Origin of the sequence: Pseudomonas fontis (assembly GCF_028656955.1) — a bacterium.
Classification (GTDB): Bacteria; Pseudomonadota; Gammaproteobacteria; order Pseudomonadales; family Pseudomonadaceae; genus Aquipseudomonas; species Aquipseudomonas fontis.
In genome coordinates this window covers 67,913-93,471 of the sequence record NZ_JAMDGY010000020.1, presented here as the reverse complement: position 1 = coordinate 93,471, position 25,559 = coordinate 67,913, and the positions used below count along the sequence as shown (strand labels likewise).

Below are 25,559 nucleotides of genomic sequence, written 5' to 3'. Positions count from 1 at the left end.
CGCTATGATAGGCGGGTCATGAAACCCAGAGCCAGTCGCGCGATGCCCAGTATCACCCTGTTTCACACCCCGCCCCCCGAAACCATCAAGGCCCAGGTCCAGCAGATGGTCATCGACTACCTGACGGATGTCAGCCAGGTAGCCATTGCGCCGAGCAATCCGCTGTATCAGCTGTACCAATACGGTGTGGGTTTCGAGGTGCACCTTTATCTACAAGCGATGGACGGCACGCGCAACCTGCCGGTCGAGCTGATCGTTGCACTGGATGAGCACGACCCAGAAACCGTGCTCGGGTTTGTGCTGTACCAGCCAGTGATCGACGATGCCCAGGCCTGCGCCGTGGTCTACATGGCCGTGCGTGCGGCTCACCGGCGACAGGGTATTGCCCGCTCGATGCTGCAGCAGTTGACCGCGCGCTACCCGCATGTCGAGTTGGCCTGCACAGTGAACAAGGTGGCGTATTTCGAAGCCATGGGCTTGCAGGTATTGGCTGCGCGAGGGCCGCAGGTGCTGATGAATACCCGCGACTACCGCACCGACGGGTTGCTCCCCGTGCTGGATGTGGCGCCCATCTACAGCTCCCTGGAAGTGCGCCAGATCCACGCCTACCTGCTTGCCCAGCATGGCAAGAAGGTCATGACCGAGGCCGAGAAGAAGCGCGACCGGCACCTCGATCAACTGACCTATCAAGCCCGGCTGTTCGTTGACGAACGCCTTGGCGGCTGAGGCTTACGGCGTGCCGAACATCGCCGTCCAGTAGATACCGGCATCGCTTTTCGGGTCGATCGCATAGGCGGCGCCCAGTTCGCGAAATTGCGGGTTCATCAAGTTGGCGCAATGGCCGGGGCTGGCCAGCCAGCCATCCACCACTTTACGCACGCTGTCCTGGCCGGCGGCAATGTTCTCGCCGATGGACTGGTAGCTGTAGCCGGCCAGTTCGGCGCGGTCACCGGGGGTGCTGCCGTCGGGGTCCTTGTGGTCGAAGTAATTTTTGTTCGCCATGGACCGCGAATGGTCTTGCGCAGCACCGGCCAAGGTGACGTTCCAGGCCAGTGGTGTCACCGCGCCAAACGGCTGCCCGCCGCATTGGCGCGGGGTGGCACGGGCGCTATTGATCGCTTCGAGCAGTTTCTGCCCTTCACTCTGCGAATCACCGAGGCGCCCCGCCAGCAGCGGCCGGGCCAGGACGATTCGCCATTCGCGGCCTTCGCGGCTGACACCGATGTCGACGAACTGCGGGTCAAGCACGACCTGGCAGAAGCTCTCGCGCACGGCGTTCATCGCCGCTTGCGCATCCCGAGGCCCGGAGAGGCTGATGGCCTGCACATTGACCATCGGATAGCTGGCGCGTGCCAAGGCCTGCTGCAAGTCACCAATATTGCTGGCCGAAAGCACCAGGCGTGGGTCGCTGGCCAGCGGTGGCAGTTCCATGGTGCCTTGGCCAGCGCAGGGTTGAGTCTGGTTGCGGTAGCTGTTGATCGAGTCGACCAGTTGCGTCTCTTCCGTGGCCAGGGCCGTGGCGCTGAATGCCAGGCCCAGCGACAACAAGGTGATACGCAGGGTAGATGACAGGACGCGCATGAAACTCTCCCTTGAGCTGAGTGCCGCCATGATGCGTGATTTTCTGCTGTTTTTCAGCCCGGGTGCGCAGCACCGTGCTTTTGTTGCCAGGCACGAAGGCTATTTGGCTTTGCCATCGCGAGGCCGGTAGAACACGAACTTCTGCGTTTCAGCGGTCTTGAGGTATTCCTTGGCCCAGGCGGGATGGACATTGCGGTCGTGGAAGTACAGGGCCCCGGCGGTACGGTCGGTAAGCTGCTGGTTGAGAGCCTTGCGGGCGATTTCCTTGGCCACGGTATAGCGGGTTTCTTCCTGTACCTGGTCGGTACGGCCATCGCACCACCAGGAGAACTGGCAGGCCTTCTTGTCCGCGCCTTGCTTGACCACGGCGCAGATGGTCGCAGGAAAACCGTCCTTGCCGACCCGGTTGAGCACCACATTGGCAACGCCTTCCATGTCGGCGGCGCCTTCGCCCTTGGCTTCCCAGTAGATCGTGCGCGACAGGCAGGTGATGGCATCGTCCACGGCAGCCGTGCCGGCCGGGTCGACCGCCTGCACTTCGCTACGGGTGATGGCTGCGGCGGCCGGGGCTGCACTGACCGGGGCATTGTTGGCGGCTTTCTGTTCCAGGACCTCGGCCTTGTCTTCGGCGACGGCCGCCGTGGCGGTTTTGGGCGGTTCTTGCGCGATGGCGTGAACACTCAAAAGAACGGCGATCAGGCAGGTTGTCAGGCGTGTGAGGTCCATGGTCGAGCCCTTTGAGGAATGGCGCGGTGATCCGGCCTTGCCATGCGCCGGGTAACGACTGATCGTTGGCGACGATGGTGTTACTAAAATCGACCTCCCTGAAGTTCAAACATTCCGTGCTGAATCGCGACAGCCGGCAACTTGTCAAAGACACTTTGTGTCATGTATTTTGGTAAGTGTCATTTGCTTGGAAGGAACGTTGTGATGCATTTGCATTTTGTGGTCCATGAAGTCTTCGAGGGGCCGGGTGCATTGCTCGGCTGGGCTACATCGCGCGGCTGTAGCACGGGCTTCTCGCGGGTGTACGCTGGCGATGCGTTGCCGCAGTCGGTGGACGGCATCGATCTGCTGATCGTCCTGGGAGGGCCGCAGGGGCCCGGTACCACCCTGGCGCAATGTGCGCATTTTGATGGTCAGGCTGAAATGGCCTTGATCAGGCGTTGCATCGAGGCAGGGAAGGGCGTTTTGGGCGTATGCCTTGGCGCGCAGCTGATTGGCGAGGCCCTGGGCGCGCCGGTTGAGCGCAGCCCGGAAAAGGAAATCGGCAGTTTCCCGATCACCTTTACGGATCACGGCCGCCGGCATGACAAGTTCGCGCATTTTGGCGAGCAGGCGCTGGTTGGGCATTGGCACAACGATATGCCTGGGCTCACGCCTGAAGCGATCGTGTTGGCCAGCAGTGAAGGCTGCCCGCGCCAGATCATCGAGTACAGCGACAGGGTCTACGGCTTCCAGTGCCATATGGAATTCACCCCGGCGCTGGTCGAGTTGCTGATCGCGCATTCCGAGCACGAATTGCGCACGCTGACAGCGCAGCGCTTTGTGCAGCAACCCGAGCGGCTCAGGTTCAATCGGTACGAGGAGATGAACCAGCAGCTGTTCGTGTTTCTCGACAAGCTGGCTGCGACGTTGCAAGAGGGCTGACGGTTAGGAGGGCTGACGGGTAAGAGGGCTGACGGATCTCGCGTATGATGGGCGCTTTGCACCACACAGCAGGCGAGCCTCCCCGATGTCGATGAACAAACGCGAACAGGCGCATACCGAGCGCGACCTGATAGCGGCGCTGACCACCGCCTGTGAAACCGCCAAGGCGCAAATCCCCGGGTTTCAATGGCTGACCCACCAGCTGGATTTTGCCGCGTTTCCCGCCAGCCTGGTGGTGGTCTGGGTATTCGATACCCAGGCCAGCAAAGACCGTGCACTGGCCCAGGGCCTGAGTGCGCGGATGGTCGAGCTGACGGCCGAGGCCCTGGCCGAGACCGCAATCAGCCTCGACGCCGTAGCGCGGCATGTGCATTTCGACTCCGAAGAACAGTGCGCACGCATCAATGCCGGCAACTGGCTGCAACGCCTGGCGCGCTTGCGTCCATCGCGGGGTTGAGCCATGGCCAAGGACATCGACAATCCCTGTATCGCCGTGTGCCAGCTGAGCGGCGAGCTCTGTGTGAGTTGCGGGCGTAGCAAGGACGATATCCGCAAATGGAAGAAGATGAAGCGCCCGGAGAAAATGGCAGCGGTCCAGCGGGCAAGCGCGCAGATGAAACGCTTGCAGAAAAAGGGCGGGTGAATACCCGCCTGTGCAGTGCCTGAAATGTTCGATGACGGTTTTGCGATGTTCCCACCCTTGCTACCCGCGTAGCCTCCCTTTGGCTTGCTTGGCTGCGTTCGCATGCCGGCAGAGCACCGTTACAAATTCGCCACTGGAAATCACAATAGATTGGTACGATACTCCTCGTACCAAGGGGCCAATATGGAAAGAGGCTTCAAGCAGGCCAGATACGATGTGATGTCTGCCCTGGAAGCGGGCGACTATCAACACGCTATTCGCGGCGAGATCGATGTAAAAAACCAGCTCGCTACCGGCGAGGTGTCAGCCACGGAAGTGATCGAGATCATCCGGCATTGCAACGGTATGCATCATTGCAGCAGCCCGCATCACAACGTTCCCGACATCGAGGTTCATGTGCTCAAGCGGGTGGGGTGGTACATCAAGTTCTATTTTATCGAGCCAGACGTCTGGTTCATCAGCGTCCATCGGTGAGTACAGGTTATGAAGCTCTATCTGGAAGGTGATCGTGGCAAAGCGCTTTGTGAGCATTGCCAGCAACTGGTTGCAACGGTGTATGCCCGGCGTGACGTGCCGTTTAGCGACGGGCACGGCGAGGCGAAGGACATCCTGGTCGGGGTGTGCGAAAGCTGTGAGGCGGTGGTAGCCGTTCCGCCGCAGTCGACGCCTGCGATCAAGGCGTCGCGCAAGCAGCAACTGATCTCGATCGAGGCACGCTTGCCGGCGGTCTACCTTGATGTGCTGGATGCTGCAATGCACCTGCTGGCGCAGGAAGCCGGGCTGCAGCTACGCAAGTTGGTACTGAGTTATTATTTCCGCGTGCTGGCCGAACATGAAGCTGGCGCCGCGAACCTGAACACCACCCATCAGTCGTTTATCCAGGCGCTTGCGCAACAGCGATTGGCCAGGCAGTTGCCGCTGTCGCGATCAATGAAGCGTCTTTCCATGAAAGTGAACCATTTTGTCGCCGAGGATTTCGAGGTGCTGCTGCAGGCCACCCGCCTGAGCCAGACCGACCTGCTCAAATCGGTGATCGCACAGATTCAGCAGGATGTTCTGGAGCAGGGCAACCCTTCGATCATCGAAGACCTGCAACGCCTGACGCGCGTTGCGCTGTAGACGCACACACCTCCCTTGCACTTTTCAGCACCCCTCGCCCAGAGGGGTGTTTGCCTTACGAAGGACCCTTCCATGCAAAACCAACCGCTCAACGCCATCGACTTCGCATTTATTGAAGAAACCCTGCTCAAATACGGTGATGACCACTCCGTACTCAACCTTGCCGAGCTTGACGGGTATTTCACCGCGCTGGTGTCCGGCCCGCTGCAGGTCGACATCGCCGAATGGTTCCCGGCCATCTGGGGTGGTCAGAACCCGGAGTGGGAGCTGCCCGAGGAGTGCAAGCGCTTCATCGAGCTGAGCGTGCGTCACCTCAATGCGCTGGCCACCCAGCTGGCTTCAGACCCGCAAGGTTTCCAGGCACGTTTTGAGCAAACCGAACACCAGGGCGAAATGCTTACGCTGGCCGAAGAGTGGTGCTTTGGCTATCTGCGCGGTGTTGCCGTGGGCAACTGGCCTGAGCTGTCAGGGGCGCATGCGCAGCAACTGCAGGCCATCGTCGAGTGCGCCGAGCAGGACAACTTCGAGCTGCCGGCCGACCTGAATGTCGCCGAGCACCGCCAGCGCGTTGCGGCCATAGAACCGGCGGCTCGTGAGCTGCATGACTATTGGGCGGCCAAGCGTCAGGCCTGATTCAGTTTTTTTGCCGCGCCCCGGCGCGCAGCTCGATCTGCGCGCACAAGCCCCCACCTTCGCGATTGCACAAGGTGAGGTGGCCGCCAATCGCGTGGGTCAGTTGCTGGGCAATGGCGAGCCCCAGGCCGGTGCCACCGGTGCTGCGGTTACGTGAGTTTTCCACGCGGTAAAACGGCTTGAGCACTTCGTCCAGCTCTGCGTGGGGGATGCCCGGGCCGTTGTCCAGTACGCGGATCAAGGTTGTGCCGGCAACACCGCTACTGACCTCCAGTTGCGCCGCCCCGGCGAACTTCAGTGCGTTGTCGACCAGGTTCACCAGCACTCGCTTGAGCGCATGTGGGCGTGTGTCTATCACTGCGCCGTTCTTCTCATTCAGCGCCACCTGCTGGCCACTGTCCTGGTAGTCGAATACCAGGCTGTCGAGGAAGGCATCCAGATCAACCCGGCAACTCGCCTCGGTGTTGCCATCAATGCTGCGCGCATAGGCCACGCCCTCGCGTACAAGGTGTTCCATGGCATTGAGGTCGGCGGCCAGTTTGTCCTTCTCAGCCGTCGCCTCCATGAACTCGACCCGCAGCTTCATGCGGGTGATGGGGGTTTGCAGATCGTGGGAAATCGCCGCCAGCAGTTGCATGCGCTCCTTGAGATAGGCCGCGATGCGCGCCTGCATGGTGTTGAAGGCCTTCGCGGCGTAAACCACTTCCCGTGGCCCGGTTTCGCTCAGGCTGGGGCCGGGGGCGTTGGGGTCGAGGTAGTCCACGGCTTGCGCCAGGCGAGTCAGCGGGCGGATCGCGGTTTTTACCGCCAGCCAGGTGCAGAACAGTAGCAAGGCCAATTGAATCAGCAGCACGACCGGCAACCATGACGACAAGGGCACCATGGCCGGGGTGACATCAACGATCAGCGGCTTGCCGTCGGCCAGGCGCAGGTGAACCTGGAAATGTACCGTTGGCCCAGGAATGTTCTGGAAGTCCAGCGTGTACTGGCTGCCGATGGCCTTCTGGATGGACAGCGCGGCCATGGGGGCGTTGTCCATTGCCAAGGGCTCGCCCGCCAGGCCCGAGTCCAGGTGAAATCGGAAGTTGCGCCGTGCCAGCCGAGGCAGCCACGCTTCACGTTCTGCGGCCGGCAGGCGATCAAGGATGGCAATCGATGTGGCGATGTCTTGCTCAAGGTTGCCCAGCATCATGGTGCGCGCGCTCTGGAAGCGCTCATAGAACTGAAAGCTGAAAGACAACCCGTACGCCAGCACCAACCCGGTGAAGAAAATCAGCGCCAGGCGTGAGGCCAGGGTCCGCGGCCAGCGCAGCAGGCCGTTCATGATGGCGTTCCGGGCAGTTGTACCGGCAGAGAGAATACATAGCCTTCGCTGCGCACTGTCTTGATGTAGGCAGGTTCCCGCGCGTCGTCCTGCAAGCGCTGGCGCAGGCGGCTGACCAGCAGGTCGATGGAGCGGTCGAAGATATCCGCCTCGCGGCCCTGGGTCAGGTTGAGCAGTTGTTCGCGGCTCAGTACTTGTTGTGGGTGGTCCAGGAACACGCGTAGCAAGCGGTATTCGGCACCGCTCAAGGCAATCAGCGTGCCGTCGGCATCCAGCAGATGGCGCGCTGTGGTGTCCAGGCGCCAGTGGCCAAAACCGATCAGCCGGCTGCTTTCACTGATACTCAGGTTGGGCGGCAGCATGCGCGTACGGCGCAGCACAGCGTTGATGCGGGCGAGCAGTTCGCGGGCCGAGAAGGGTTTGCTCAGGTAGTCGTCGGCGCCCATCTCCAGGCCGACAATGCGGTCGGTTTCATCATTGCGTGCCGTCAGCATCAACACCGGCGTGGCCTTGTGCTTGCCGGCACGCAGCTCGCGGCACAGCACCAGGCCATCATCGCCTGGCAGCATGATGTCGAGCACGATCAGGTCGACCACGTTGGCGTCGAGAAAGGCGCGCATCTGCCGGCCATCGGCGACGATGGTGCTGCGTAGCCCGTTCTTCTTCAGGTAATTGCCCACCAGCTCCCTGATTTCGCGATCGTCGTCGACGATCAGGATGTGATCGACATGATCCATCGGCCAGGCCTCCGTTCGGTTGAATGCAGCGCAGTGTACTGAGCTGCGCGGCGCTTGCCTGCTGCCCTTTGTATTGCAGTGTATCTGCCGGCCTGGCAGATACATGGCGAGGTGCACGACCGGTGCGGCGGACACACCCCAGATACCTTCAGGGCCCGAAATGTGTAGCAACGGGAGAGGGCACCTCCTCTCCCAGCCAAGCAACACATTCGCTCAGGAGACACCTCATGAACTGCAAATCACTGATGACTGCCGGGCTGTTCGCACTCTTCGGTTCTATGGCCCTTGCCGCCCAGGCGGACACAAGCGTGCCGGTAGAAACCTACCACTACGGCACGCACCTGGATGTGAGCCGCGTGCTTTCAATCCAGCAGGCCGACAGCCACACCTGTGGCGTGACCCGCTCGCAGATGAACTATCTTGACTCCAACGGTAAGGAGCACCGTCTGCAATATCAGAGCTTTGCCAACGATTGCCATGAGGGCAATTGAGCACGGCGCTCCTCGTGGCGCCCGGCAATTCGGGTGCTTCAATTTTCCGATAGCCCCGAGGTCAGATGATGTTGATGCTTGTGTTCGTTACTGTGATGTTGGCCCTGTTGAGCCCTTTGGCTTTGTTGTTGCTGACGCGCGCGGGGGTGCTGCGCAGTTCCCCGCGCATGCGTGCCTGGGCCCCTCGCGGTGTGGCCGTTGCTGCGCTGCTGGCGGTGGGGTTGAGCGTCTCGGGGCCGGGGGGGCGCCCGTTGATTGACACGGTCTTCGCCAGTAGCGGCGGCGGGCTCCAGTCGTATGGCGAGATGCCCTCGCTCAGCGGTGCCGAGCAATGGTTGAACTCGCCACCACTGGATCGCCAGGCCCTCAAGGGCAAGGTGGTGCTGGTGGATTTCTGGACCTTCGACTGCATCAATTGCCAACGCAGCCTGCCGTACGTCAACCAATGGGCCAAGCGCTATGCCGACCAGGGGCTGGTGGTAATTGGTGTGCACACGCCGGAATATCCCTTCGAGAAAGTCGTTGCGAGTGTGCGTGAACAGGTGAAGAAGCTGGGCATTGAATACCCGGTAGCCATCGATAACGACTACCGGATCTGGAATGCCTTCTCCAACCAGTTCTGGCCTGCGCATTACTTTATCGATGCCAAGGGGCAGGTGCGTTTCGTGCACTTCGGCGAGGGTGCCTATGACACCCAGGAACAGGTGATTCGCGAGCTGCTCAAGGCCAGCAAGGAAACCTGAGGCGTGCTTACGGGTGCTGGCGCAGCAGCTTTTCGAGTTGCGCCAGTTCCCAGGTGCTGAGCAGGCTTACCGGGTCGGTGCCGTAGCGTTGCCAGGTGTCGAGCGAGCCTTGGCGGCCGTCCGGGCAGCGGCAGTGCTGGCAGTGGTGCAATTGCTCGCCGCTGAAATCGAGAGTCAGTTGCCAGCCTTCGATGTCGACCACCACGTGCCCGGGCGGGCACCGCAGATCGAGGCGCTGCAGGGTGTGCGTGCCCATCGCGGCGTCGCGTAGGCACTGGTAGGTTTCGCGGGCGCTGAGTGGCGACAGTGGAATCATGGGCGCATTGTGCCTGAATTGCCGACACCTCGTGTAGCCGCTGCCGCGAGGCTGCGCTGGAGCCCGCAGGGCTCCCAACAGCGGCACCTGCGTTGCAGGTGAGCGCAGCCTGGCGGCAGCGAGGGGATACCCAGGCCCTCACAAAACCCCAGCCAACTTCCCCGGATAGTTCATCACGAACTGCACATGCGCCTTCACCCCGGTCGCCAGCGTGGCATCGTCTGCAGTGAAATACGGGCTGTGGTTGTTCGGCGCCTTCTGCATGTCCTGCCCTTCAGGCGTGGCCCCAAGGAACACAAACAACCCCGGCACTTTTTGCGCATAGAACGAGAAATCCTCGCTCGGCGACAGTGACGCGTCCAGCCGCTCGACCTTGCCCGGCGCGGCCAGCTCCAACGCTGGCACCATGGCTTCGGTGAGCTGCGGATGGTTGGTGGTGACCGGCGCATGATTGACCAGCAGCAAGTCTGCCTGGGTCTCGTAGGCGCTGGCGATCCCGTTCACCAGTGGTGGCATTTTCTGCAGGATGGTCTCGCGAATCGAGGCGTCGTTGGTGCGGATGGTGCCTGTCAGCTCGACGGTTTCCGGGATGATATTCCCGGCTGACCCACCGTTGATGGTGCCAACGCTGATCACCCCCATGCCCTTGGTCAGGTCAATCCTGCGGCTGACCAGGGTTTGCAGCCCGCTGATGATGCCCTCGCTGGCGACAATCGGGTCGATTCCGCTCCAGGGCGCAGAACCGTGGGTCTGTTGGCCCTTGATGGTGATGCGAAAGCCATCGCTGCTGTTGAGCACGGTACCGGCTTTGTAATACAGGTGGCCGGTCGGGTAACCGGCCATCACGTGCACGGCAAAGATCGCCTCGACTTTCGGGCTCTCCAGCGCGCCGTCGCGAATCATCGCCTGGGCGCCCACCAAGGTGTCGGTCTGGAAGTCGTCGACATCGGCCGCCCCTTCTTCAGCGGGTTGGAACAGGAACACCACGGTGCCGGCGACCTGCTCGCGGTGTTCGGCCAGTACGCGCGCCGCGCCCAGCAGCATGGCGGTATGGGTGTCGTGGCCGCAGGCGTGCATCACCGGCACGCTTTTGCCCAGGCGAACACCCATGGCGCTGCTGGCGAAGGGCAGGCCGGTCATCTCCTTGACCGGCAGGGCGTCCATGTCGGCCCGCAGGGCAACAACGGGGCCGGGTTTGCCGCCTTTGAGCACGCCGACCACACCGGTCTTGCCCACTTGGGTGCGCACCTCGATACCCAGCGCCTTCAGGTGATCGGCCACCAGCTTGGCGGTCTTCACCTCCATGTTGCCCAGTTCCGGGTGTTGGTGAATGGTGTGGCGCAGGTCGATGACCTGCTGGTTGACCGAGGCAACGGCTGGGTCGACCCAGGCCAGGTCGGCGGCGTGGGCGAAGCTGGTCGAGAGGGCGCCAAGCAGGGCCAGGCACAGCGGGGCAGGTGCAAATCGCATGAAAGGGTTCCACTGGATTATTGTTTGAGCGGCGCACGCAAGCAGCCGTGACCTAGGGTAGGGCGGGACGGGCGGGGGGACAAACGCAGATGGCCGGTAATCGCACGGCTTTGCCATGCAAGCGGTGATCGGGGGTATTGGGAAATGCGCCCTCCCTGGCGGGGAGGGCGCACCCGTTCAGCTGTGGGTGATGTCCCGGTCCTTGGTTTCCGGCATGAAGCAGATACCGAGGATGGCCGTCATCACGGCGATGACAATGGGGTACCAGAGCCCGTAGTAGATATCGCCGGTCGCCGCCACCATGGCGAACGCCACCGTGGGCAGGAAACCACCGAACCAGCCATTGCCGATGTGGTAGGGCAGCGACATCGAGGTGTAGCGGATACGCGCCGGGAACAACTCCACCAGCCAGGCGGCAATCGGGCCATACACCATGGTCACGTAGATCACCAGGATGGTCAGCAGCAATAGCACCATGGGGTAGTGGATCTTGGCCGGGTCGGCTTTTTCCGGGTAGCCGGCGTCCTTGAGGGCGGCGCCCAGCGTGGCGACAAAGGCGTCGTTCTGCGCCTTGAAGTCAGCAGCAGGCAGGCCGGTGCCTTCGAAGCTCTGTAGCACCTTGTCGCCGATGCGGATCTGCGCGACGGCGCCTGCGGCGGCTTTTTCGTTCTCGTAGGGCGTGGCCCGCTTGGCCAGTACGCTCTTGGCCAGGTCGCAGGAGCTGGTGAATTTGGCCTTGCCCACCGGGTCGAACTGGAACGAGCACTGGGCCGGGTCGGCGATCACCGTGACCGGGTTCTTTTCCTGGGCGAGGAACACGTCCGGGTTGCCGTATTCAGTGAGCGCCTTGAAGATCGGGAAGTAGGTCAGTGCCGCGATGATGCAGCCGGCCATGATGATTTTCTTGCGCCCGATACGGTCGGACAGGCTGCCGAAAATCACGAAGAACGGCGTGCCGATCAGCAACGAGCCGGCAATCAGCAGGTTGGCGGTTTGCGGGTCGATTTTCAGCGTCTGCAACAGGAAGAACAGGGCATAGAACTGTCCGGTGTACCAGACCACTGCTTGGCCGGCAGTGCCGCCGAGCAGCGCCATGATGACGATCTTGAGGTTGTCCCAGCGGGCGAAGGATTCGGTCAAGGGTGCCTTCGACGCCTTGCCTTCGGCCTTCATTTTCTCGAATACCGGTGACTCGCTCAGTTGCAGGCGGATGTACACCGAGACGATCAGCAGCAGGATCGACAGCAGGAACGGAATCCGCCAGCCCCAGGCCTCGAACGCTTCAGTGCCTAGTATGGTGCGGCAGGCGAGGATCACCAGCAGCGACAGGAACAGGCCAAGTGTCGCGGTGGTTTGTATCCAGGAGGTAAAAAACCCGCGTTTGCCCGGTGGCGCATGCTCGGCCACGTAGGTGGCGGCGCCGCCATATTCACCGCCCAGTGCCAGGCCTTGCAGCAGGCGCAGGGTGATCAGGATGACCGGCGCCGCCACGCCGATGCTCGCGTAGCTGGGCAGTATGCCGACGATGGCAGTGGACACGCCCATGATCACGATGGTGATCAGGAAGGTGTGCTTGCGCCCGATCATGTCGCCCAGGCGCCCGAACACGATGGCGCCGAAGGGGCGTACGGCGAAGCCGGCGGCAAAGGCGAGGAGGGCGAAGATGAAGGCGGTGGTTTCGTTTACGCCGGCGAAGAAATGCTTGGCGATGATCGCGGCGAGGGAACCGTAGAGGTAGAAGTCGTACCACTCGAATACGGTGCCCAGTGAGGAGGCGAAAATGACCTTGCGCTCCTCCTTGGTGATCCCGCGTCTGGGAGCGCTGTCGCTGGGTGAACTGTCGATTGCCGCCATGAGTCTTCTCCGTCCTGTTCTTGTCGCTGACCGGAGCACTTCACTTCCATTGCCGCACCCAGGCCCGGGGGCTGATGTTGTCGGAAAACGGATTGCGCAAAACCTGAACACAGGTTGACGGCCCTACATTGCTGCAAGGTCTCTGAAAGCATAATTATTATTTGGCAGATATCCACTCGCCATCATGCAAAGGCAGGTTGCCTTGCAGATGGCTATGGCAAGTTCAGTCGATTTCGGCGAGGGCGTTGTAGTACTTGCTCTGTTCCGGGGTGAAGGTGACCACCATCCCGGTCCTGGCGCAGTTCAAGGTGACTTCCGACTGCGTGTCGACGCTCAGGTCTTCGCCGCGCAAGCCTTGCCATTGGGCCAGGTACTTGAGCGAGCCGAATTTTTCGACTTTTTTCAGGGTGCGATCAGAGCCGCCTTTCCAGCCCAGCACCGGCAGCTCGCCATTGAGGCAGCGCTGCGCCATCTCCGGGGCTTTCAGTGCGCGTTCGCGGCCTATCTCCCAGCAGCGGATCAGGCCGTTGTCAGGGCCTTCCCAGGTTTCCTGCCAACTGAGCGTGGGGCGGATGGGGCTTTGGATTGATCGGTGAACACGTTTGGTCATGCAGCCTCCCTGGCCGACGGATCCTTGTGGTATGGCACACAGCGATATCACGATGCTACTAATTGGCTATTAGCGTGTCTACTCGCAACAGACCCTGGTTTTGGCGAGTGGTTCACAACGCTGACGCGACCTTGTTGCCGATGTCTTCCGCCAGCCAGGCCTTCCAGATGGCCGGGTTGGCCCGCATGAATGCCAGGGCGGCGTCCTTGGGTGCCTGATGGCTCTCGCTCATCTTGGCCAGCGCTGCGTTGAGGGTCTGGATGGGCAGGTCGACCTTGGCGAAGAATGCCACCAGCTCCGGGTACTGCTGGCGGAACGGGGCGGAGACGCCGATCGACAGTTTTGCCGGTAGCGAACGGCTGCCGATGGGGTTGGGGTTGTTGGCGTCTGTCAGGGTTTCCCAGGCCTTGGCATCGAAGGCGGGTTCCTCCAGGCGGACCAACGGGAAGCGCCCCATCAGCGGGGTGGGCGTCCAGTAGTAGAACAGCACCGGTTTGCCACGGCGAATGGCCGAAGTGACCTCGGCGTCCAGCGCAGCGCCCGAACCGCTGCGAAAGTTCACATAGGTGCTGTCCAGCCCGTATGCCTTGAGCTTCTGGGTGTTGACGGTTTCCGAGGTCCAGCCGCTTGGGCTGTTGAGGAAGCGGCCCTTTTTCGGGTCTTCGGGGTCGCTGAACACGGCGGCGTAGCGCTTGAGGTCTTCCACCGAACGCAGGTCGGGCGCCATGGGCTTGATGTCGCGTGCCGGGTCGCCCTTGATCACGTATTCGGGCACCCACCAGCCTTCGTCGGCGTTCTTCACCGTGTCGCCGATGCTGAACACCTGGCCGGCCTGCTCGGCCTTGACCCACGCGGGGCTGCGACCGGCCCATTCTTCGGCGATCACCTGGATGTCATTGCGTGCCAGGGCGACTTCCATGCTCACCGTGCTGCCGGGGAGGGTGTCGGTGGGGTAGCCATAGCCCTTTTCGACGATAAGACGCAGGATTTCCGTGGTCAGGCTGCCGCTTTCCCAGGTGATTTCGCCGAAATGGATCGGGGGGGCGCATCCGCAGCGGTTACCGCCTGGGTCAGGCCCAGGGTGAGCAGTGCACAGGCCAGCCAGTGGGGGAGTCGGTTCATCTTGCCTCGCTTGTCGGGGTGTCTGGGCCAAAGGGGTACGGGGCAGTGTAGTAGCCCTAATTTGTTTGCAACTTCGTTCGTTCCCTAGATAGCTTCCGTGCGCCCCGACGCCACGAGCCTCATTCAACGAAGGAGACAGGCAATGACATCCGTTTTTGATCGCGACGACATCGTGTTCCAGGTAGTGGTCAACCACGAGGAACAATATTCCATCTGGCCTGACTACAAGGCCATCCCGACCGGCTGGCGCACCGTCGGCAAAAGCGGCCTGAAGAAGGACTGCCTGGCCTACATCGACGAGGTCTGGACCGACATGCGTCCGCTGAGCCTGCGCCAGAAGATGGCCGAAAACGCTTCCGCTCAGTAAGGGGGCAGCCGTGTCCTCATTGACCCTGCTGTGCCTGCCGTATTCCGGTGCCAGCGCCATGGTCTACAGCCGCTGGCGACGCAAGTTGCCAGCCTGGCTGAATATTCGCCCGGTGGAATTGCCCGGTCGCGGCGCGCGCCTGGGCGAGACGCTGCACACCGACATGCAGGTGCTGGCCCGGCAGTTGGCGCAGGAGCAGCGCCTGGCGGCCAACCAGCCTTACGCGCTGCTTGGCCACAGCCTCGGCGCCTTGCTCGCATTCGAGCTGGCCCATGAGCTGCAAGCCCTGGGTTGCCCGGCGCCGGTGGCCTTGTTTGCCTGTGGCACCGCGGCCCCCACGCGGCGTGAAGACTACGATGGCGGCAACTGGCGCGAGCCCAAGAGCGATGCCACGCTGATCGACGAGCTGCGCACCTTGCAAGGAACGCCCGAGGAGGTGCTGGCCAATCAGGAGCTGATGAGCCTGACGCTGCCGGTGCTGCGCGCCGATTTTCTGCTGTGCGGGCGTTACCAGTACCGCCAGCGTTCGCCGTTGCGCTGCCCGCTGCATGTACTGGGTGGGGAGGATGATCGGGCGAGTGAAGAACAGTTGCTGGCCTGGCGCCAGGAAAGCCTTGGCGATTTTGCCCTGGAGATCTTCCCGGGCGGCCATTTCTTTATCCACGAGCATGAAGACCGTGTGCTGGGCGTGCTTGCCGCGTCGCTGGAGCCGCTGCGCCTGACCGCCTGAAACCCGCCAATGCCCCCCCGCTGCGCGCGCATTGGTTGCGCCGAGGGGCTGTGGCTTGCATAGTCGTGCCCCGGGACCGTCCCTTTATCGACGCCGGAGGCGCAGCATGCTGATCGACCCAACCCAGTCCACCCTGCTGGTCATTGATGTCCAGGAGAAGCTTATCGGTGCGGTCAGCGACCCGGCCGGCACCTTGGCACGGACCCGCTGGCTGCTTGGCGCAACGGCCGAGCTTGGCCTGCCGTGCGTGTTCTCCGAGCAGTATCCCAAGGGCCTCGGGCCAACCGTCGCTGAACTCAAAGAGGCGGCGCGGGGCGCTGAAGTCGTCGAAAAGCTGCACTTTTCCTGTGTCGCCGCTAACTGCCTGCCATCTTCGCTGATGGCGCGTAAACAGGTGATCGTCTGCGGCATGGAAACCCATGTGTGCGTGCTGCAGACCGTACTGGGGCTGCTGGCGCTGAACAAGCAGGTATTCGTGGTCGAAGACGCCTGTGACAGCCGTACGGCCTACAGCAAGGCCACTGGCATCCAGCGCATGCGTGACGCCGGGGCGCAGATCGTCACCCGCGAGATGGTGCTGTTCGAGCTGCTGGGCAGTGCCAGCCACGAAAAATTCCGCACCCTGAGCAAGACCTTCCTGGTGGGTGAGCAACCCTGATGAAGGGCAGGCATGCGCTGCTTGGCGTTGCAGCGATGCTGTTGCTGGCCGGTTGTGCCGGCCAGCGGGGGACGCAATCGGCGTCCCCGGAGCAGATACAAGCGTTGATCGTGCGCTTGTTGCCGGCCAATACCGCAGACCGCCAGGGTTGGGCCAGGGACATTCAGGTCGCCTTCACTGCCCAGAGGCTCGACCCCAGCCAGTCCAACCTGTGCGCCGTACTCGCCGTTACCGAGCAGGAATCCACCTTCCAGGCGGACCCGCAGGTGCCTGGCCTGGGGCGTATCGCCCGGCAGGAAATCGACCGCCGCGCCGCCCGAGTGCATGTGCCACAACTACTGGTCAACGCGGCCCTGAAAACCCCATCGCCGAATGGCAAAAGCTATAGCGAGCGGCTGGATGCGGCGCGCAGCGAAAAGCAGCTCAGTGCCATTTTCGATGACCTGATCGGTTCCGTGCCGTTGGGGCGAACCTTGCTGGGTGACCTGAATCCGGTGCGTACCGGTGGGCCGATGCAGGTCAGCATCGCGTTTGCCGAGCGTCATGCGCAGGGTTATCCGTACACCTACAGCGGGACGATTCGCCAGGAGGTGTTCAGCCGGCGCGGCGGCATGTATTTCGGTATCGCGCACCTGATGGGCTACCCGACGCACTATGACCAGCCGCTGTACCGCTTTGCCGACTTCAATGCGGGTTGGTATGCCAGTCGCAATGCGGCGTTTCAGGCGGCGCTCAGCCGTGTTTCCGGCGTCGACCTCGCGCTGGATGGGGACCTGATTGCGCCGGGGGCGATCTTCCCCGGCAGTACCGAGAAGGCGGTGCGGCTGTTGGGCGCGAAGCTGGATTTGCGCAACCCGAGTATTCGCAGCCAGCTGGAGGAGGGCGATAGCCTGGATTTCGAGGAGACGCCGCTGTACGAGCGTCTGTATGTGTTGGCGGACAAGTCGGCCGGTAAGGCGCTGCCTCGGGCGATTCTGCCGGGTATCGAGCTCAAGAGCCCGAAGATTACCCGCAAGCTGACCACCGCGTGGTTTGCCAAGCGGGTGGATGAGCGCTATTTGCGCTGCATGAAACGCTGATTTATTTGTAGCCGCTGCCGAGAGGCTGCGCTGGAGCCCGTGAGGGCTCCCAAAGGCGGCGCCCGCTACGCAGGCGAGCGCAGCCTGACGGCAGCGGCTGCGCGGGATCTGATTCAGCTATTGAGCGCTAACAGCCAGGCATAAAAAAGCCCCGCCAGAGGCGGGGCTTTTTCAACACCTGATCAGCTTAGGCTTGAACAACCGGGATCTTGGCGTTCGCAGCGGCTTCGCGGAAATCGGCGATCTGGTCGAAGCTCAGGTAGCGATAAACGTCGGCAGCCATGCTGTCGATGCTCTTCGCGTACTCCATGTACTCCTCGACGGTCGGCAGCTTGCCGATGATCGACGCCACGGCAGCCAGTTCGGCCGATGCCAGGTAGACGTTCGCGCCATCACCCAGACGGTTCGGGAAGTTACGGGTCGACGTCGACACAACGGTCGAGTTCGCCGCAACGCGTGCCTGGTTACCCATGCACAGCGAGCAACCCGGCATTTCCATGCGCGCGCCAGCCTTGCCGTAGATGCCGTAGTAGCCTTCTTCGGTTAGTTGGTGAGCGTCCATCTTGGTTGGCGGCGACAGCCACAGGCGGGTAGGGATCGAACCCTTGACCTTGTCCAGCAGCTTGCCGGCAGCGCGGAAGTGACCAATGTTGGTCATGCACGAACCGATGAACACTTCGTCGATCTTCTCGCCCTGAACGGTCGACAGCAGACGCGCGTCGTCCGGGTCGTTCGGCGCGCAGAGCACAGGCTCCTTGACGTCGGCCAGGTCGATTTCGATGATTTCGGCGTATTCGGCATCTGCGTCGGCAGACAGCAGTTCCGGGTTGGCCAGCCAGGCTTCCATCGCCTGGGCACGACGCTCCATGGTGCGCGCATCGCCGTAGCCTTCGCTGATCATCCAGCGCAGCAGGGTGATGTTCGACGTCAGGTACTCGGCGATGGCTTTCTCTGGCAGCTTGATGGTGCAGCCGGCAGCAGAACGCTCAGCCGAGGCGTCGGACAACTCGAATGCCTGCTCGACAGTCAGCTCGTCGAGGCCTTCGATTTCCAGGATGCGGCCGGAGAAGGCGTTGATCTTGCCCTTCTTCTCGACGGTCAGCAGGCCTTTCTGGATGGCGTAGTAAGGGATCGCATGGACCAGGTCACGCAGGGTGATGCCTGGGTTCAGTTTGCCCTTGAAGCGCACCAGGATCGACTCTGGCATGTCCAGCGGCATGACGCCGGTGGCTGCGGCGAACGCAACCAGGCCGGAACCGGCCGGGAACGAAATGCCGATCGGGAAGCGGGTGTGCGAGTCACCACCGGTACCGACGGTGTCCGGCAGCAGCATGCGGTTCAGCCAGCTGTGGATGATGCCGTCGCCTGGACGCAGCGACACGCCGCCACGGGTGCGGATGAAGTCTGGCAGGGTGTGGTGGGTGGTGACGTCGATCGGCTTTGGATAGGCCGCGGTGTGGCAGAAGGACTGCATCACCAGGTCAGCCGAGAAGCCCAGGCACGCCAGGTCTTTCAGCTCGTCACGGGTCATCGGGCCAGTGGTGTCCTGGGAGCCGACGGTAGTCATCTTCGGTTCGCAGTAGGTGCCTGGACGCACACCTTGGTTTTCTGGCAGGCCGCACGCCTTGCCGACCATCTTCTGGGCCAGGGTGAAGCCCTTGCCGGTGTCGACTGGCGCTTCTGGCAGCTTGAACAGGTCGGTTGGGCCCAGGCCCAGCTCGGCACGGGCTTTTTCGGTCAGGCCACGGCCGACGATCAGCGGAATACGGCCGCCAGCGCGGACTTCGTCGAGCAGCACCGGGGTCTTCATTTCGAAGGTGGTGAGGACTTCGTCAGTACCGTGCTTGCAGACTTTGCCTGCGTGCGGGTACAGGTCGATCACGTCGCCCATGTGCATGTTCGACACGTCGAACTCGATTGGCAGGGCGCCGGCGTCTTCCATGGTGTTGTAGAAGATCGGGGCGATTTTCGAACCGAAGCAGAAACCACCGCCGCGCTTGTTCGGCACGTACGGGATGTCGTCGCCGAAGAACCACAGCACCGAGTTGGTTGCCGATTTACGCGAGGAACCGGTACCGACCACGTCACCGACGTAGGCGATAGGGAAGCCCTGGCCGCGCATTTCTTCGATCTGCTTCATCGGGCCGATGGAGCCTTGCACGTCCGGCACGATACCTTCACGGGCCATTTTCAGCATGGCCAGGGCGTGCAGCGGGATGTCAGGACGCGACCAGGCGTCTGGAGCTGGCGACAGGTCGTCGGTGTTGGTTTCGCCGGTGACCTTGAAGACGCGCAGGCTGATCTTGTCGGCCAGGGTCGGACGCTTCTTGAACCACTCGCCGTCGGCCCAGGATTGCAGCACGGCCTGGGCGTGAGCGTTGCCGGCCTTGGCTTTTTCAGCCACGTCGTGGAAGGCATCGAACATCAGCAGGGTGTGCTTCAGTTGCTCGGCTGCGACGCCTGCCAGTTCGGCATCGTCCAGCAGCTCGACCATGGTGGCGATGTTGTAGCCGCCCTGCATGGTGCCCAGCAGTTCGACAGCGCGTTTCTTGTCGATCAGTGGCGAGTTGGCTTCGCCCTTGGCGATAGCGGAAAGGAAGCCGGCCTTGACGTAGGCAGCTTCGTCCACGCCCGGTGGAATGCGATTGGTGATCAGGTCGACGAGGACTGCTTCTTCGCCAGCAGGGGGATTCTTCAGCAGCTCGACCAGGCCTGCGGTTTGTTCGGCGTTAAGCGGCTGGGGCACGATACCCTGGGCGGCACGCTCTTCGATGTGTTTGCGGTAGGCTTCAAGCACAGTTATTACCCTCATCAGTGGTCCCAAATGGGTGTCCGGGACGCTCATCCAGAATATCCGGTACCCATGCGCAATACGGCTTTTTGGGCCGCTTAGCCAGGGTTACAGGAAATCCTTACAGAAGCTGCTTTCAAAGTTTTACGCCTGTAGAACGGAGGCTGATGAGGGCTGGCGCGAGATATTCGGAGGGCGAATACCCCGTGCCAACGCCGTTCTACCGGATTAACTGTGCTCGTGACGCTTTGAAAACAGCTTCTAACGGACATTTGGCGCCTTAAAAAGGCCGGGTGATTCTACGGTAAAAACTTGATAAAGGTAAGGTAAGCGCGATGACTTTAGCGGGTGACCCCCGTTAGACAAAGGGCTAACATGGCCACCTGTTCCGTCGCCATGCTGTTGATTCCTCCATGTCCAATCAGTCCATCAAGACGCCTTGTGTCGGCCTCTGCTCCACGGTTTACGGGGATCTGGTGTGCCGTGGCTGCAAGCGTTTCCACCATGAAGTGATCCACTGGAACGGCTACAACGAAGACGAGAAGCGTGCCGTCTGGCTGCGCCTGGAGATCCTTCTGGTACAGGTGATGGCGGCCAAGCTTGAGGTGTTCGACAAGACGCGCCTGCGCGAGCAACTGGAGCAGCGCAAGATCCGTTTCGTGGCGCACCAGTCTGAATATTGCTGGGCATATCAACTGATTGCGCGGGGTGCGCGGGTGATCCGCGAGCTCGAGGCGTATGGCTTGGTGCTGCTGCCAGAATTTCGTGACTGGGAGTTACCGCAGCTGCGCGATGCCATTGATCGGGAGTTTTTCCTTCTGTCTGAAGCGCATTACCAGCGGTATATCGCGCCGGGCTTCCTGCAGGATGCGTTGGGCTGACAATGGGCCCGCTGTGCGGTCCATCGCCGGCAAGGCCAGCTCCCACAGAAATCGCACTATTTGTGGGAGCCGGCCTTGCCGGCGATGCGGCCCTCAGCCGCGCGCCAATTCTCCCAGGTGCTGCATCGCTTCCTCACTTTTGAGCACCAATACATCGCTTTCCAGCGAATCGAGCACCACTTCGGCGGTATTGCCGATCAGCGCCCCGGAAATCCCGGTACGCGCCACGGTGCCGATTACCGTCACCACCGCGTCGTACTTTTTCGCCGTGAAGGGAATCAATACATCCGCAGGGCCCTCGGCGACATGCAAGCGTTCATCGCTGATATCGAATTCAGCCTGGAACGCCGCGCATTCCTCGCGATAACGCTGCTCGATGGTTTCCTTGAGCTGGTACACCGGGTCCGCCGCCGACAGCATGGGTGACGGGTGGGCGCTGATCACGTGCAGGTCGCCCTTGGCCAGGCTGGCAATGTCGTAGCCGTGGTCGATGATGTTGGTGTGTAGCAGGCGATGCGCTTCATCATGATTGCCCACGTCCACGGCCGCGAGGATCACGCCGCCAGTCCAGGGCCGTTCGGTCTTGACCATCAACACCGCACATGGGCACTGGCGCAGCAGCTTCCAGTCCGATGGCGTCAGCAGGGCCTTTTTCAGCGGGTTGTCCGGGCGATGCTCCTTGATCACCAATTCACAGCCTTCGGCCTGCTGCACATCGACGATGGATTCGTGCAGGGTGTCGTGCCAGGCCTGCTCGAAGGTGACGTTGTCGTAGCCATCATCATGCAGCTGGCTGGTGAGCAGGCTGAGCAGGGCGCTGTGGTCCTGCTTTTTGTCGCACATCAACAGGTGCATACGGGCACCTATGGCGCCCGCGATGAGCTTGGCCCGGGTCAATGCCCGACTGTGGGCGTGCTCGGGGTCGAGTACCACCAGGATGCTGCGTACTTCTAGCATGAGCGTGAACTCCCTTGAAAATGGCGACCAGTGACTGACTATAGACGGCGCCAACCGCTACGGGGGTTGATACATATCAGCATAGTCACTGGTGATCGCCACCGCCGCCGGTATAATCGCCGGTCTTGTCGCCGCCCTGCCTGTTTGTGAGCCTATGCACCCTATCCCCGAAATCGATGCGTTCCTTGGTTGCCGTACCCCAGATGCCTGGGTCGAAGCGGCGCTGGATGACCAGGAAACCCTGCTGATCGACCACAAGAACTGCGAGTTCAAGGCGGCCAGCACGGCGTTGAGCCTGATGGCCAAGTACAACACCCATGCCGACCTGATCAACATGATGTCGCGCCTGGCCCGTGAAGAGCTGGTGCATCACGAGCAGGTCATGCGCCTGATGAAGCGCCGTGGCGTGCCACTGCGCCCGCTGTCGGCCGGGCGCTATGCCTCGGGGCTGCGCAAGGTGGTACGTTCGCACGAGCCGGTCAAGCTGGTGGACACCTTGGTAGTGGGGGCATTTATCGAGGCGCGCAGTTGCGAACGCTTTGCCGCGATTGCACCGCACCTGGATGAAGAGCTGGGCAAGTTCTACAACGGTCTGCTCAAGAGCGAAGCGCGGCACTATCAGGGCTACCTGAAGCTGGCCCTGGAGTACGGCGATGCCGCCGACGTCCAGCGCACGGTGGACAAAGTCCGCGAAGTCGAGGCCGAGCTGATCAGTACACCAGATGTCGAGATGCGCTTTCACAGCGGCATACCGGTCTACGGGCCGCACCAGCCGCGCTGACGCCGCTGGCACTTGGCCAAAGCTCTGCTAGATTTTTATCTGCTGCACACCGCAAACCTTCATCAAGCAGTTGGGCTTGCGCTTCTCGCGTACCACTACTTGAGGACTGACAGATGTCGATGCCCCTTGGCAAACGCATGGGTGCTGAATTGATTGGCACGTTCTGGCTGGTATTGGGAGGTTGCGGTAGCGCGGTACTTGCCGCGTCATTTCCGACGGGTATCGGTCTGGTCGGGGTTGCCCTGGCGTTCGGCTTGACCGTGTTGACGATGGCGTTCGCCATCGGCCATATCTCCGGTTGCCACCTCAACCCTGCCGTGTCTGTCGGGCTGGTGGTGGGCGGGCGCTTCCCGGTCAAGGACCTGGTGCCCTACATCATTGCCCAGGTAGTCGGCGCCATACTCGCCGCCGCCGTGATCTACTTCATTGCCAGCGGCAAGGCCGGGTTCGAGGTGGCGAGTGGAATGGCCTCCAACGGCTATGCCGAACACTCACCGGATGGCTACTCATTGGCGGCAGGCTTTGCCAGTGAAGTGGTGATGACCGCAATGTTCATCCTGATCATCATGGGCGCCACCGACTCGCGAGCCCCGGCAGGCTTTGCACCGATTGCCATCGGCCTGGCCTTGACGCTGATCCACCTGATCTCGATCCCGATCACCAATACCTCGGTCAACCCGGCGCGTAGCACCGGGCCGGCATTGTTCGTGGGTGGATGGGCCCTGCAACAGCTGTGGCTGTTCTGGGTGGCGCCGCTGATCGGGGCAGTGATCGGCGGCGCGTTGTACAAGGGCCTGGCGCGCGAACCTTAGCGCTGGTGTACGCAGCGACCGGCCGCGTAGGTTTCACGGATGGTCCGGTCGTCACCCAGGGTGGTCAGCACGAACAGCGTCTCTTCGATGTTGTTCGACTGCTGGATGCGGTAGTCCAGCAGCGGCGTGGCCTTGTAGTCGAGGACGATGAAGTCGGCGTCGGTGCCCGGTTCCAGGGTGCCGATGCGGTCGTCCAGGCTCAGCGCGCGGGCGCCGCCCAGGGTGGCCAGGTACAACGACTTGAACGGGCTCAGGCGTGCGCCTTGCAGCTGCATGACCTTGTAGGCTTCGTTCAGCGTGTTCAGCAGCGAGAAGCTGGTGCCGGCGCCCACGTCGGTACCCAGGCCTACCTTGACCTTGAATTTCTCGGCCTGTGGCAGGTTGAACAGGCCGCTGCCCAGGAACAGGTTGGAGGTCGGGCAGAAGGCCACGGCTGATTCGGTCTCGTGCAGGCGCTCGCACTCGCTGTCGCACAGGTGCACGCCGTGGGCGAACACCGAACGCTTGCCCAGCAGCTTGAAGTGGTCGTACACGTCCAGGTAGCCGCTGCGCTCCGGGAACAGTGCCTTGACCCACTCGATTTCCTTGAGGTTCTCGCTCAGGTGGGTGTGCATGTACACATCCGGGTGCTCTTCGAGCAGTTGCCCGGCCAGGGCCAGTTGCTCCGGGGTACTGGTCGGGGCGAAGCGCGGGGTGACGGCGTAGTGCAGGCGGCCCTTGCCGTGCCAGCGTTGGATCAGCGCCTTGCTTTCGGTGTATCCGGTCTCTGCGGTGTCGACCAGGTAGTCCGGGGCGTTGCGGTCCATCATCACCTTGCCGGCGATCATGCGCAGGTCCAGGCGCTCGGCTTCTTCAAAGAAGGCATTGACCGACTCGGGGTGCACGCTGCCGAACACCAGCGCGGTGGTGGTGCCGTTGCGCAGCAGCTCTTCGACGAAGATCTTCGCCACTTTGTCGGCGTGGTCCTTGTCGGCGAACTGCTTCTCGCACGGGAAGGTGTAGGTGTTCAGCCAGTCCAGCAGTTGCTCGCCGTAGGAGCCGATCATGCCGGTCTGCGGGAAGTGGATATGGGTGTCGATGAAGCCAGGGGTGATCAGTGCGTCCTGGTAATGCACGACTTCGATGTCGGCGGCCAGGGTTGGCAGCAGGTCGCCGGCATGGCCCAGGGCGCTGATCTTGCCGTTGTCGACGACCAGCAGGCCGTCTTCGAAATACTGATAGGACTGTTCCACGCCAACGTCGGCGGGGTCGGCGACGCTGTGCAGGAGGGCGGCACGGTAGGCTTTGCGGGTTGCGCTCATAAGGCTCTCGTCAAATGGCTTGGCTGCGCCGAGACGGCGGCAGCAATTGGGCAATGGGTTCAGCGTTGGCGGCCGGGTTGTGCTGGCCGAAGCTGGCGTTGTAGGTGGCGATGATCTCGGCGGCGATCGACACGGCAATCTCGATCGGCAACTTGCCTTTCACCTCGGCAATGCCCATCGGGCAGCGCATGCGCTGCAGGCGCTCCGCGGTGAAGCCGCGCTCAAGCAGGCGATGCTCGAACTTGACCCGTTTGGTTTTCGAGCCGATCAGGCCGAACCAGGTGAAGTCATTGCGCTTGAGCAGGGCGGCGGTCAGTTCCAGGTCCAGCTGATGATTGTGGGTCATGACGATGCAGTAGCTGCCCACGGGCAGCTCGTCGATCTCATCGACCGGTTCTTCACTGACGATCTTGATGACCCCGGCGGGAATGACCTCGGGGAATTCCTGTTCGCGGGAGTCGATCCAGCGCACCCGGCAGGGCAGCGCGGCGAGCAAGGGTACCAGAGCGCGGCCGACATGGCCTGCGCCGAATACCGCGATTTGCGCCTGGACGCCGCCCATGGGCTCGAACAGCAGCACGGTGGCGCCACCGCAGCACTGGCCGAGGCTCGCGCCGAGGCTGAAGCGCTCCAGGTGGGTGTTCTGGCTGCCTTCAGCGAGCATTTTGCGGGCGATGTGCATGGCCTTGTATTCAAGGTGGCCGCCGCCGATGGTGTCGAACAGCTGGGTGGCGCTGACGACCATTTTCGAGCCGGCATTGCGCGGGGTAGAGCCGCGCTCCTCGATGATGGTGACCAGTACGCACGGTTCACCGCGAACATTCAGGTCGGCGAGGGCGTTGATCCAGGTGTGCATGTTCAGTTACCTCTTGGGTGCCTGTTGCGGCCCTATCGCTGGCAAGGCCAGCT

Annotated in this window: 27 protein-coding genes and 2 pseudogenes; 16 read left to right on the top strand and 13 right to left on the bottom strand. The window is 62.1% G+C overall.

Annotated elements, in window-relative coordinates; translation table 11 throughout:
* Positions 1 to 42 precede the first annotated feature (42 nt).
* Entirely contained in the window at positions 43 to 726 is a 684-nt protein-coding gene (locus M5G11_RS07755; RefSeq protein ID WP_273911093.1) for a GNAT family N-acetyltransferase, read from the top strand.
* A gap of 3 nt (positions 727 to 729) precedes the next feature.
* On the opposite strand, the gene M5G11_RS07750 is transcribed toward M5G11_RS07755, so the two are convergent.
* Positions 730 to 1,581 (bottom strand): CAP domain-containing protein, encoded by an 852-nt coding sequence (locus tag M5G11_RS07750; protein WP_273911094.1) that lies wholly within the window; start codon positions 1,579 to 1,581, stop codon positions 730 to 732.
* A 99-nt stretch (positions 1,582 to 1,680) separates the two neighbouring features.
* Positions 1,681 to 2,307 (bottom strand): cell wall hydrolase, encoded by a 627-nt coding sequence (locus M5G11_RS07745; RefSeq protein WP_273911095.1) that lies wholly within the window; start codon positions 2,305 to 2,307, stop codon positions 1,681 to 1,683.
* 141 nt (positions 2,308 to 2,448) lie between these two features.
* On the opposite strand from M5G11_RS07745, the gene M5G11_RS07740 reads away from it, so the two are divergent.
* The 6 genes from M5G11_RS07740 (at position 2,449) to M5G11_RS07715 (ending at position 5,626) form a co-directional block, all read left to right on the top strand.
* Positions 2,449 to 3,231 (top strand): type 1 glutamine amidotransferase, encoded by a 783-nt coding sequence (locus M5G11_RS07740; RefSeq protein WP_273925256.1) that lies wholly within the window; start codon positions 2,449 to 2,451, stop codon positions 3,229 to 3,231.
* Positions 3,232 to 3,316: 85 nt separating this feature from the next.
* On the top strand, positions 3,317 to 3,688 hold the full coding sequence (locus tag M5G11_RS07735; protein ID WP_273911097.1) for a hypothetical protein: 372 nt from the start codon (positions 3,317 to 3,319) through the stop codon (positions 3,686 to 3,688).
* Between the two features lie 3 nt (positions 3,689 to 3,691).
* On the top strand, positions 3,692 to 3,874 hold the full coding sequence (locus M5G11_RS07730; protein ID WP_273911098.1) for a DUF1289 domain-containing protein: 183 nt from the start codon (positions 3,692 to 3,694) through the stop codon (positions 3,872 to 3,874).
* 183 nt (positions 3,875 to 4,057) lie between these two features.
* Positions 4,058 to 4,348 (top strand): hypothetical protein, encoded by a 291-nt coding sequence (locus tag M5G11_RS07725; RefSeq protein WP_273911099.1) that lies wholly within the window; start codon positions 4,058 to 4,060, stop codon positions 4,346 to 4,348.
* Between the two features lie 9 nt (positions 4,349 to 4,357).
* Complete coding sequence (locus M5G11_RS07720; protein ID WP_273911100.1) at positions 4,358 to 4,993, top strand: hypothetical protein; 636 nt, start codon at positions 4,358 to 4,360, stop codon at positions 4,991 to 4,993.
* 72 nt (positions 4,994 to 5,065) lie between these two features.
* Entirely contained in the window at positions 5,066 to 5,626 is a 561-nt protein-coding gene (locus tag M5G11_RS07715; protein WP_273911101.1) for a UPF0149 family protein, read from the top strand.
* A 1-nt stretch (position 5,627) separates the two neighbouring features.
* Here the strand turns inward: M5G11_RS07715 and M5G11_RS07710 are convergent, their stop codons facing one another.
* Positions 5,628 to 6,938: an ATP-binding protein gene (locus M5G11_RS07710; RefSeq protein ID WP_273911161.1), complete on the bottom strand. Its 1,311-nt coding sequence runs from the start codon at positions 6,936 to 6,938 to the stop codon at positions 5,628 to 5,630.
* An 8-nt stretch (positions 6,939 to 6,946) separates the two neighbouring features.
* On the bottom strand, positions 6,947 to 7,687 hold the full coding sequence (locus M5G11_RS07705) for a response regulator (RefSeq protein WP_273911102.1): 741 nt from the start codon (positions 7,685 to 7,687) through the stop codon (positions 6,947 to 6,949).
* 227 nt (positions 7,688 to 7,914) lie between these two features.
* Here M5G11_RS07705 and M5G11_RS07700 point away from each other — a divergent pair, with 227 nt between their 5' ends.
* Positions 7,915 to 8,178 (top strand): DUF2790 domain-containing protein, encoded by a 264-nt coding sequence (locus M5G11_RS07700; protein WP_273911103.1) that lies wholly within the window; start codon positions 7,915 to 7,917, stop codon positions 8,176 to 8,178.
* A gap of 299 nt (positions 8,179 to 8,477) precedes the next feature.
* Positions 8,478 to 8,921, top strand: a pseudogene (locus M5G11_RS07695) (thioredoxin family protein); the annotation flags it as partial.
* 7 nt (positions 8,922 to 8,928) lie between these two features.
* Here the strand turns inward: M5G11_RS07695 and M5G11_RS07690 are convergent.
* The 5 genes and pseudogenes from M5G11_RS07690 to M5G11_RS07670 form a co-directional block, all read right to left on the bottom strand.
* Positions 8,929 to 9,228: a DUF7693 family protein gene (locus M5G11_RS07690; RefSeq protein ID WP_273911162.1), complete on the bottom strand. Its 300-nt coding sequence runs from the start codon at positions 9,226 to 9,228 to the stop codon at positions 8,929 to 8,931.
* A 147-nt stretch (positions 9,229 to 9,375) separates the two neighbouring features.
* A complete protein-coding gene (locus M5G11_RS07685) occupies positions 9,376 to 10,707 on the bottom strand; it encodes an amidohydrolase (RefSeq protein ID WP_273911104.1) in 1,332 nt (443 codons plus the stop codon).
* A gap of 177 nt (positions 10,708 to 10,884) precedes the next feature.
* A complete protein-coding gene (locus M5G11_RS07680; RefSeq protein ID WP_273911105.1) occupies positions 10,885 to 12,561 on the bottom strand; it encodes an MFS transporter in 1,677 nt (558 codons plus the stop codon).
* A 223-nt stretch (positions 12,562 to 12,784) separates the two neighbouring features.
* Positions 12,785 to 13,171 carry a hypothetical protein gene (locus tag M5G11_RS07675; RefSeq protein WP_273911106.1) on the bottom strand — a complete coding sequence of 129 codons (387 nt, stop codon included), beginning with the start codon at positions 13,169 to 13,171 and terminating at the stop codon, positions 12,785 to 12,787.
* Positions 13,172 to 13,283: 112 nt separating this feature from the next.
* Positions 13,284 to 14,293 (bottom strand): annotated as a pseudogene (locus M5G11_RS07670) (ABC transporter substrate-binding protein).
* Between the two features lie 142 nt (positions 14,294 to 14,435).
* Between M5G11_RS07670 and M5G11_RS07665 the strand changes: the two are divergent.
* From M5G11_RS07665 to M5G11_RS07650, 4 genes are all read left to right on the top strand, one after another.
* Positions 14,436 to 14,660, top strand: coding sequence for an MbtH family protein (locus M5G11_RS07665; protein WP_273911107.1), 225 nt, complete (start codon positions 14,436 to 14,438; stop codon positions 14,658 to 14,660).
* 10 nt (positions 14,661 to 14,670) lie between these two features.
* Complete coding sequence (locus M5G11_RS07660; RefSeq protein WP_273911108.1) at positions 14,671 to 15,390, top strand: thioesterase II family protein; 720 nt, start codon at positions 14,671 to 14,673, stop codon at positions 15,388 to 15,390.
* Between the two features lie 106 nt (positions 15,391 to 15,496).
* The gene (locus M5G11_RS07655) at positions 15,497 to 16,048 is read left to right on the top strand and encodes a hydrolase (RefSeq protein ID WP_273911109.1); all 552 of its coding nucleotides are present in this window, start codon (positions 15,497 to 15,499) and stop codon (positions 16,046 to 16,048) included.
* Positions 16,048 to 17,127 carry a DUF1615 domain-containing protein gene (locus M5G11_RS07650; RefSeq protein ID WP_273911110.1) on the top strand — a complete coding sequence of 360 codons (1,080 nt, stop codon included), beginning with the start codon at positions 16,048 to 16,050 and terminating at the stop codon, positions 17,125 to 17,127. The genes M5G11_RS07655 and M5G11_RS07650 overlap by 1 nt, the downstream gene beginning before the upstream one ends.
* A gap of 187 nt (positions 17,128 to 17,314) precedes the next feature.
* Here M5G11_RS07650 and acnB read toward each other — a convergent pair whose 3' ends face one another.
* Positions 17,315 to 19,924, bottom strand: a complete 2,610-nt coding sequence (gene acnB / locus M5G11_RS07645) for a bifunctional aconitate hydratase 2/2-methylisocitrate dehydratase (RefSeq protein WP_273911163.1) — start codon at positions 19,922 to 19,924, stop codon at positions 17,315 to 17,317.
* Between the two features lie 407 nt (positions 19,925 to 20,331).
* On the opposite strand from acnB, the gene M5G11_RS07640 reads away from it, so the two are divergent.
* Positions 20,332 to 20,799 (top strand): DUF1289 domain-containing protein, encoded by a 468-nt coding sequence (locus M5G11_RS07640; protein ID WP_273911111.1) that lies wholly within the window; start codon positions 20,332 to 20,334, stop codon positions 20,797 to 20,799.
* A gap of 93 nt (positions 20,800 to 20,892) precedes the next feature.
* Here M5G11_RS07640 and M5G11_RS07635 read toward each other — a convergent pair whose 3' ends face one another.
* Positions 20,893 to 21,756 carry a universal stress protein gene (locus tag M5G11_RS07635; protein ID WP_273911112.1) on the bottom strand — a complete coding sequence of 288 codons (864 nt, stop codon included), beginning with the start codon at positions 21,754 to 21,756 and terminating at the stop codon, positions 20,893 to 20,895.
* A gap of 154 nt (positions 21,757 to 21,910) precedes the next feature.
* Here M5G11_RS07635 and M5G11_RS07630 point away from each other — a divergent pair, with 154 nt between their 5' ends.
* Complete coding sequence (locus tag M5G11_RS07630; protein ID WP_273911113.1) at positions 21,911 to 22,537, top strand: MiaE family protein; 627 nt, start codon at positions 21,911 to 21,913, stop codon at positions 22,535 to 22,537.
* A 113-nt stretch (positions 22,538 to 22,650) separates the two neighbouring features.
* A complete protein-coding gene (gene aqpZ / locus M5G11_RS07625) occupies positions 22,651 to 23,349 on the top strand; it encodes an aquaporin Z (RefSeq protein WP_273911114.1) in 699 nt (232 codons plus the stop codon).
* Here aqpZ and guaD read toward each other — a convergent pair.
* Together guaD and xdhC are read right to left on the bottom strand one after the other, a co-directional pair.
* Complete coding sequence (gene guaD, locus M5G11_RS07620) at positions 23,346 to 24,650, bottom strand: guanine deaminase (protein ID WP_273911115.1); 1,305 nt, start codon at positions 24,648 to 24,650, stop codon at positions 23,346 to 23,348. The two genes, aqpZ and guaD, sit on opposite strands and share 4 nt — an antisense overlap.
* A 10-nt stretch (positions 24,651 to 24,660) precedes the next feature.
* Positions 24,661 to 25,506, bottom strand: coding sequence for a xanthine dehydrogenase accessory protein XdhC (gene xdhC / locus M5G11_RS07615; protein ID WP_273911116.1), 846 nt, complete (start codon positions 25,504 to 25,506; stop codon positions 24,661 to 24,663).
* Positions 25,507 to 25,559 lie beyond the last annotated feature (53 nt).

What these genes read in the sequence shown, in the direction of transcription:
- M5G11_RS07735 (WP_273911097.1), top strand. Translation starts at nt 3,317, where the DNA reads ATGTCGATGAACAAACGCGAACAGGCGCATACCGAGCGCGACCTGATA.
- guaD (WP_273911115.1), bottom strand. Translation starts at nt 24,650, where the DNA reads ATGAGCGCAACCCGCAAAGCCTACCGTGCCGCCCTCCTGCACAGCGTC.
- M5G11_RS07705 (WP_273911102.1), bottom strand. Translation starts at nt 7,687, where the DNA reads ATGGATCATGTCGATCACATCCTGATCGTCGACGACGATCGCGAAATC.
- M5G11_RS07745 (WP_273911095.1), bottom strand. Translation starts at nt 2,307, where the DNA reads ATGGACCTCACACGCCTGACAACCTGCCTGATCGCCGTTCTTTTGAGT.
- M5G11_RS07725 (WP_273911099.1), top strand. Translation starts at nt 4,058, where the DNA reads ATGGAAAGAGGCTTCAAGCAGGCCAGATACGATGTGATGTCTGCCCTG.
- M5G11_RS07730 (WP_273911098.1), top strand. Translation starts at nt 3,692, where the DNA reads ATGGCCAAGGACATCGACAATCCCTGTATCGCCGTGTGCCAGCTGAGC.
- M5G11_RS07630 (WP_273911113.1), top strand. Translation starts at nt 21,911, where the DNA reads ATGCACCCTATCCCCGAAATCGATGCGTTCCTTGGTTGCCGTACCCCA.
- aqpZ (WP_273911114.1), top strand. Translation starts at nt 22,651, where the DNA reads ATGTCGATGCCCCTTGGCAAACGCATGGGTGCTGAATTGATTGGCACG.
- M5G11_RS07655 (WP_273911109.1), top strand. Translation starts at nt 15,497, where the DNA reads ATGCTGATCGACCCAACCCAGTCCACCCTGCTGGTCATTGATGTCCAG.
- M5G11_RS07685 (WP_273911104.1), bottom strand. Translation starts at nt 10,707, where the DNA reads ATGCGATTTGCACCTGCCCCGCTGTGCCTGGCCCTGCTTGGCGCCCTC.
- M5G11_RS07650 (WP_273911110.1), top strand. Translation starts at nt 16,048, where the DNA reads ATGAAGGGCAGGCATGCGCTGCTTGGCGTTGCAGCGATGCTGTTGCTG.
- M5G11_RS07640 (WP_273911111.1), top strand. Translation starts at nt 20,332, where the DNA reads ATGTCCAATCAGTCCATCAAGACGCCTTGTGTCGGCCTCTGCTCCACG.
- M5G11_RS07635 (WP_273911112.1), bottom strand. Translation starts at nt 21,756, where the DNA reads ATGCTAGAAGTACGCAGCATCCTGGTGGTACTCGACCCCGAGCACGCC.
- M5G11_RS07665 (WP_273911107.1), top strand. Translation starts at nt 14,436, where the DNA reads ATGACATCCGTTTTTGATCGCGACGACATCGTGTTCCAGGTAGTGGTC.
- M5G11_RS07680 (WP_273911105.1), bottom strand. Translation starts at nt 12,561, where the DNA reads ATGGCGGCAATCGACAGTTCACCCAGCGACAGCGCTCCCAGACGCGGG.
- M5G11_RS07755 (WP_273911093.1), top strand. Translation starts at nt 43, where the DNA reads ATGCCCAGTATCACCCTGTTTCACACCCCGCCCCCCGAAACCATCAAG.
- M5G11_RS07700 (WP_273911103.1), top strand. Translation starts at nt 7,915, where the DNA reads ATGAACTGCAAATCACTGATGACTGCCGGGCTGTTCGCACTCTTCGGT.
- xdhC (WP_273911116.1), bottom strand. Translation starts at nt 25,506, where the DNA reads ATGCACACCTGGATCAACGCCCTCGCCGACCTGAATGTTCGCGGTGAA.
- M5G11_RS07715 (WP_273911101.1), top strand. Translation starts at nt 5,066, where the DNA reads ATGCAAAACCAACCGCTCAACGCCATCGACTTCGCATTTATTGAAGAA.
- M5G11_RS07675 (WP_273911106.1), bottom strand. Translation starts at nt 13,171, where the DNA reads ATGACCAAACGTGTTCACCGATCAATCCAAAGCCCCATCCGCCCCACG.
- M5G11_RS07720 (WP_273911100.1), top strand. Translation starts at nt 4,358, where the DNA reads ATGAAGCTCTATCTGGAAGGTGATCGTGGCAAAGCGCTTTGTGAGCAT.
- M5G11_RS07750 (WP_273911094.1), bottom strand. Translation starts at nt 1,581, where the DNA reads ATGCGCGTCCTGTCATCTACCCTGCGTATCACCTTGTTGTCGCTGGGC.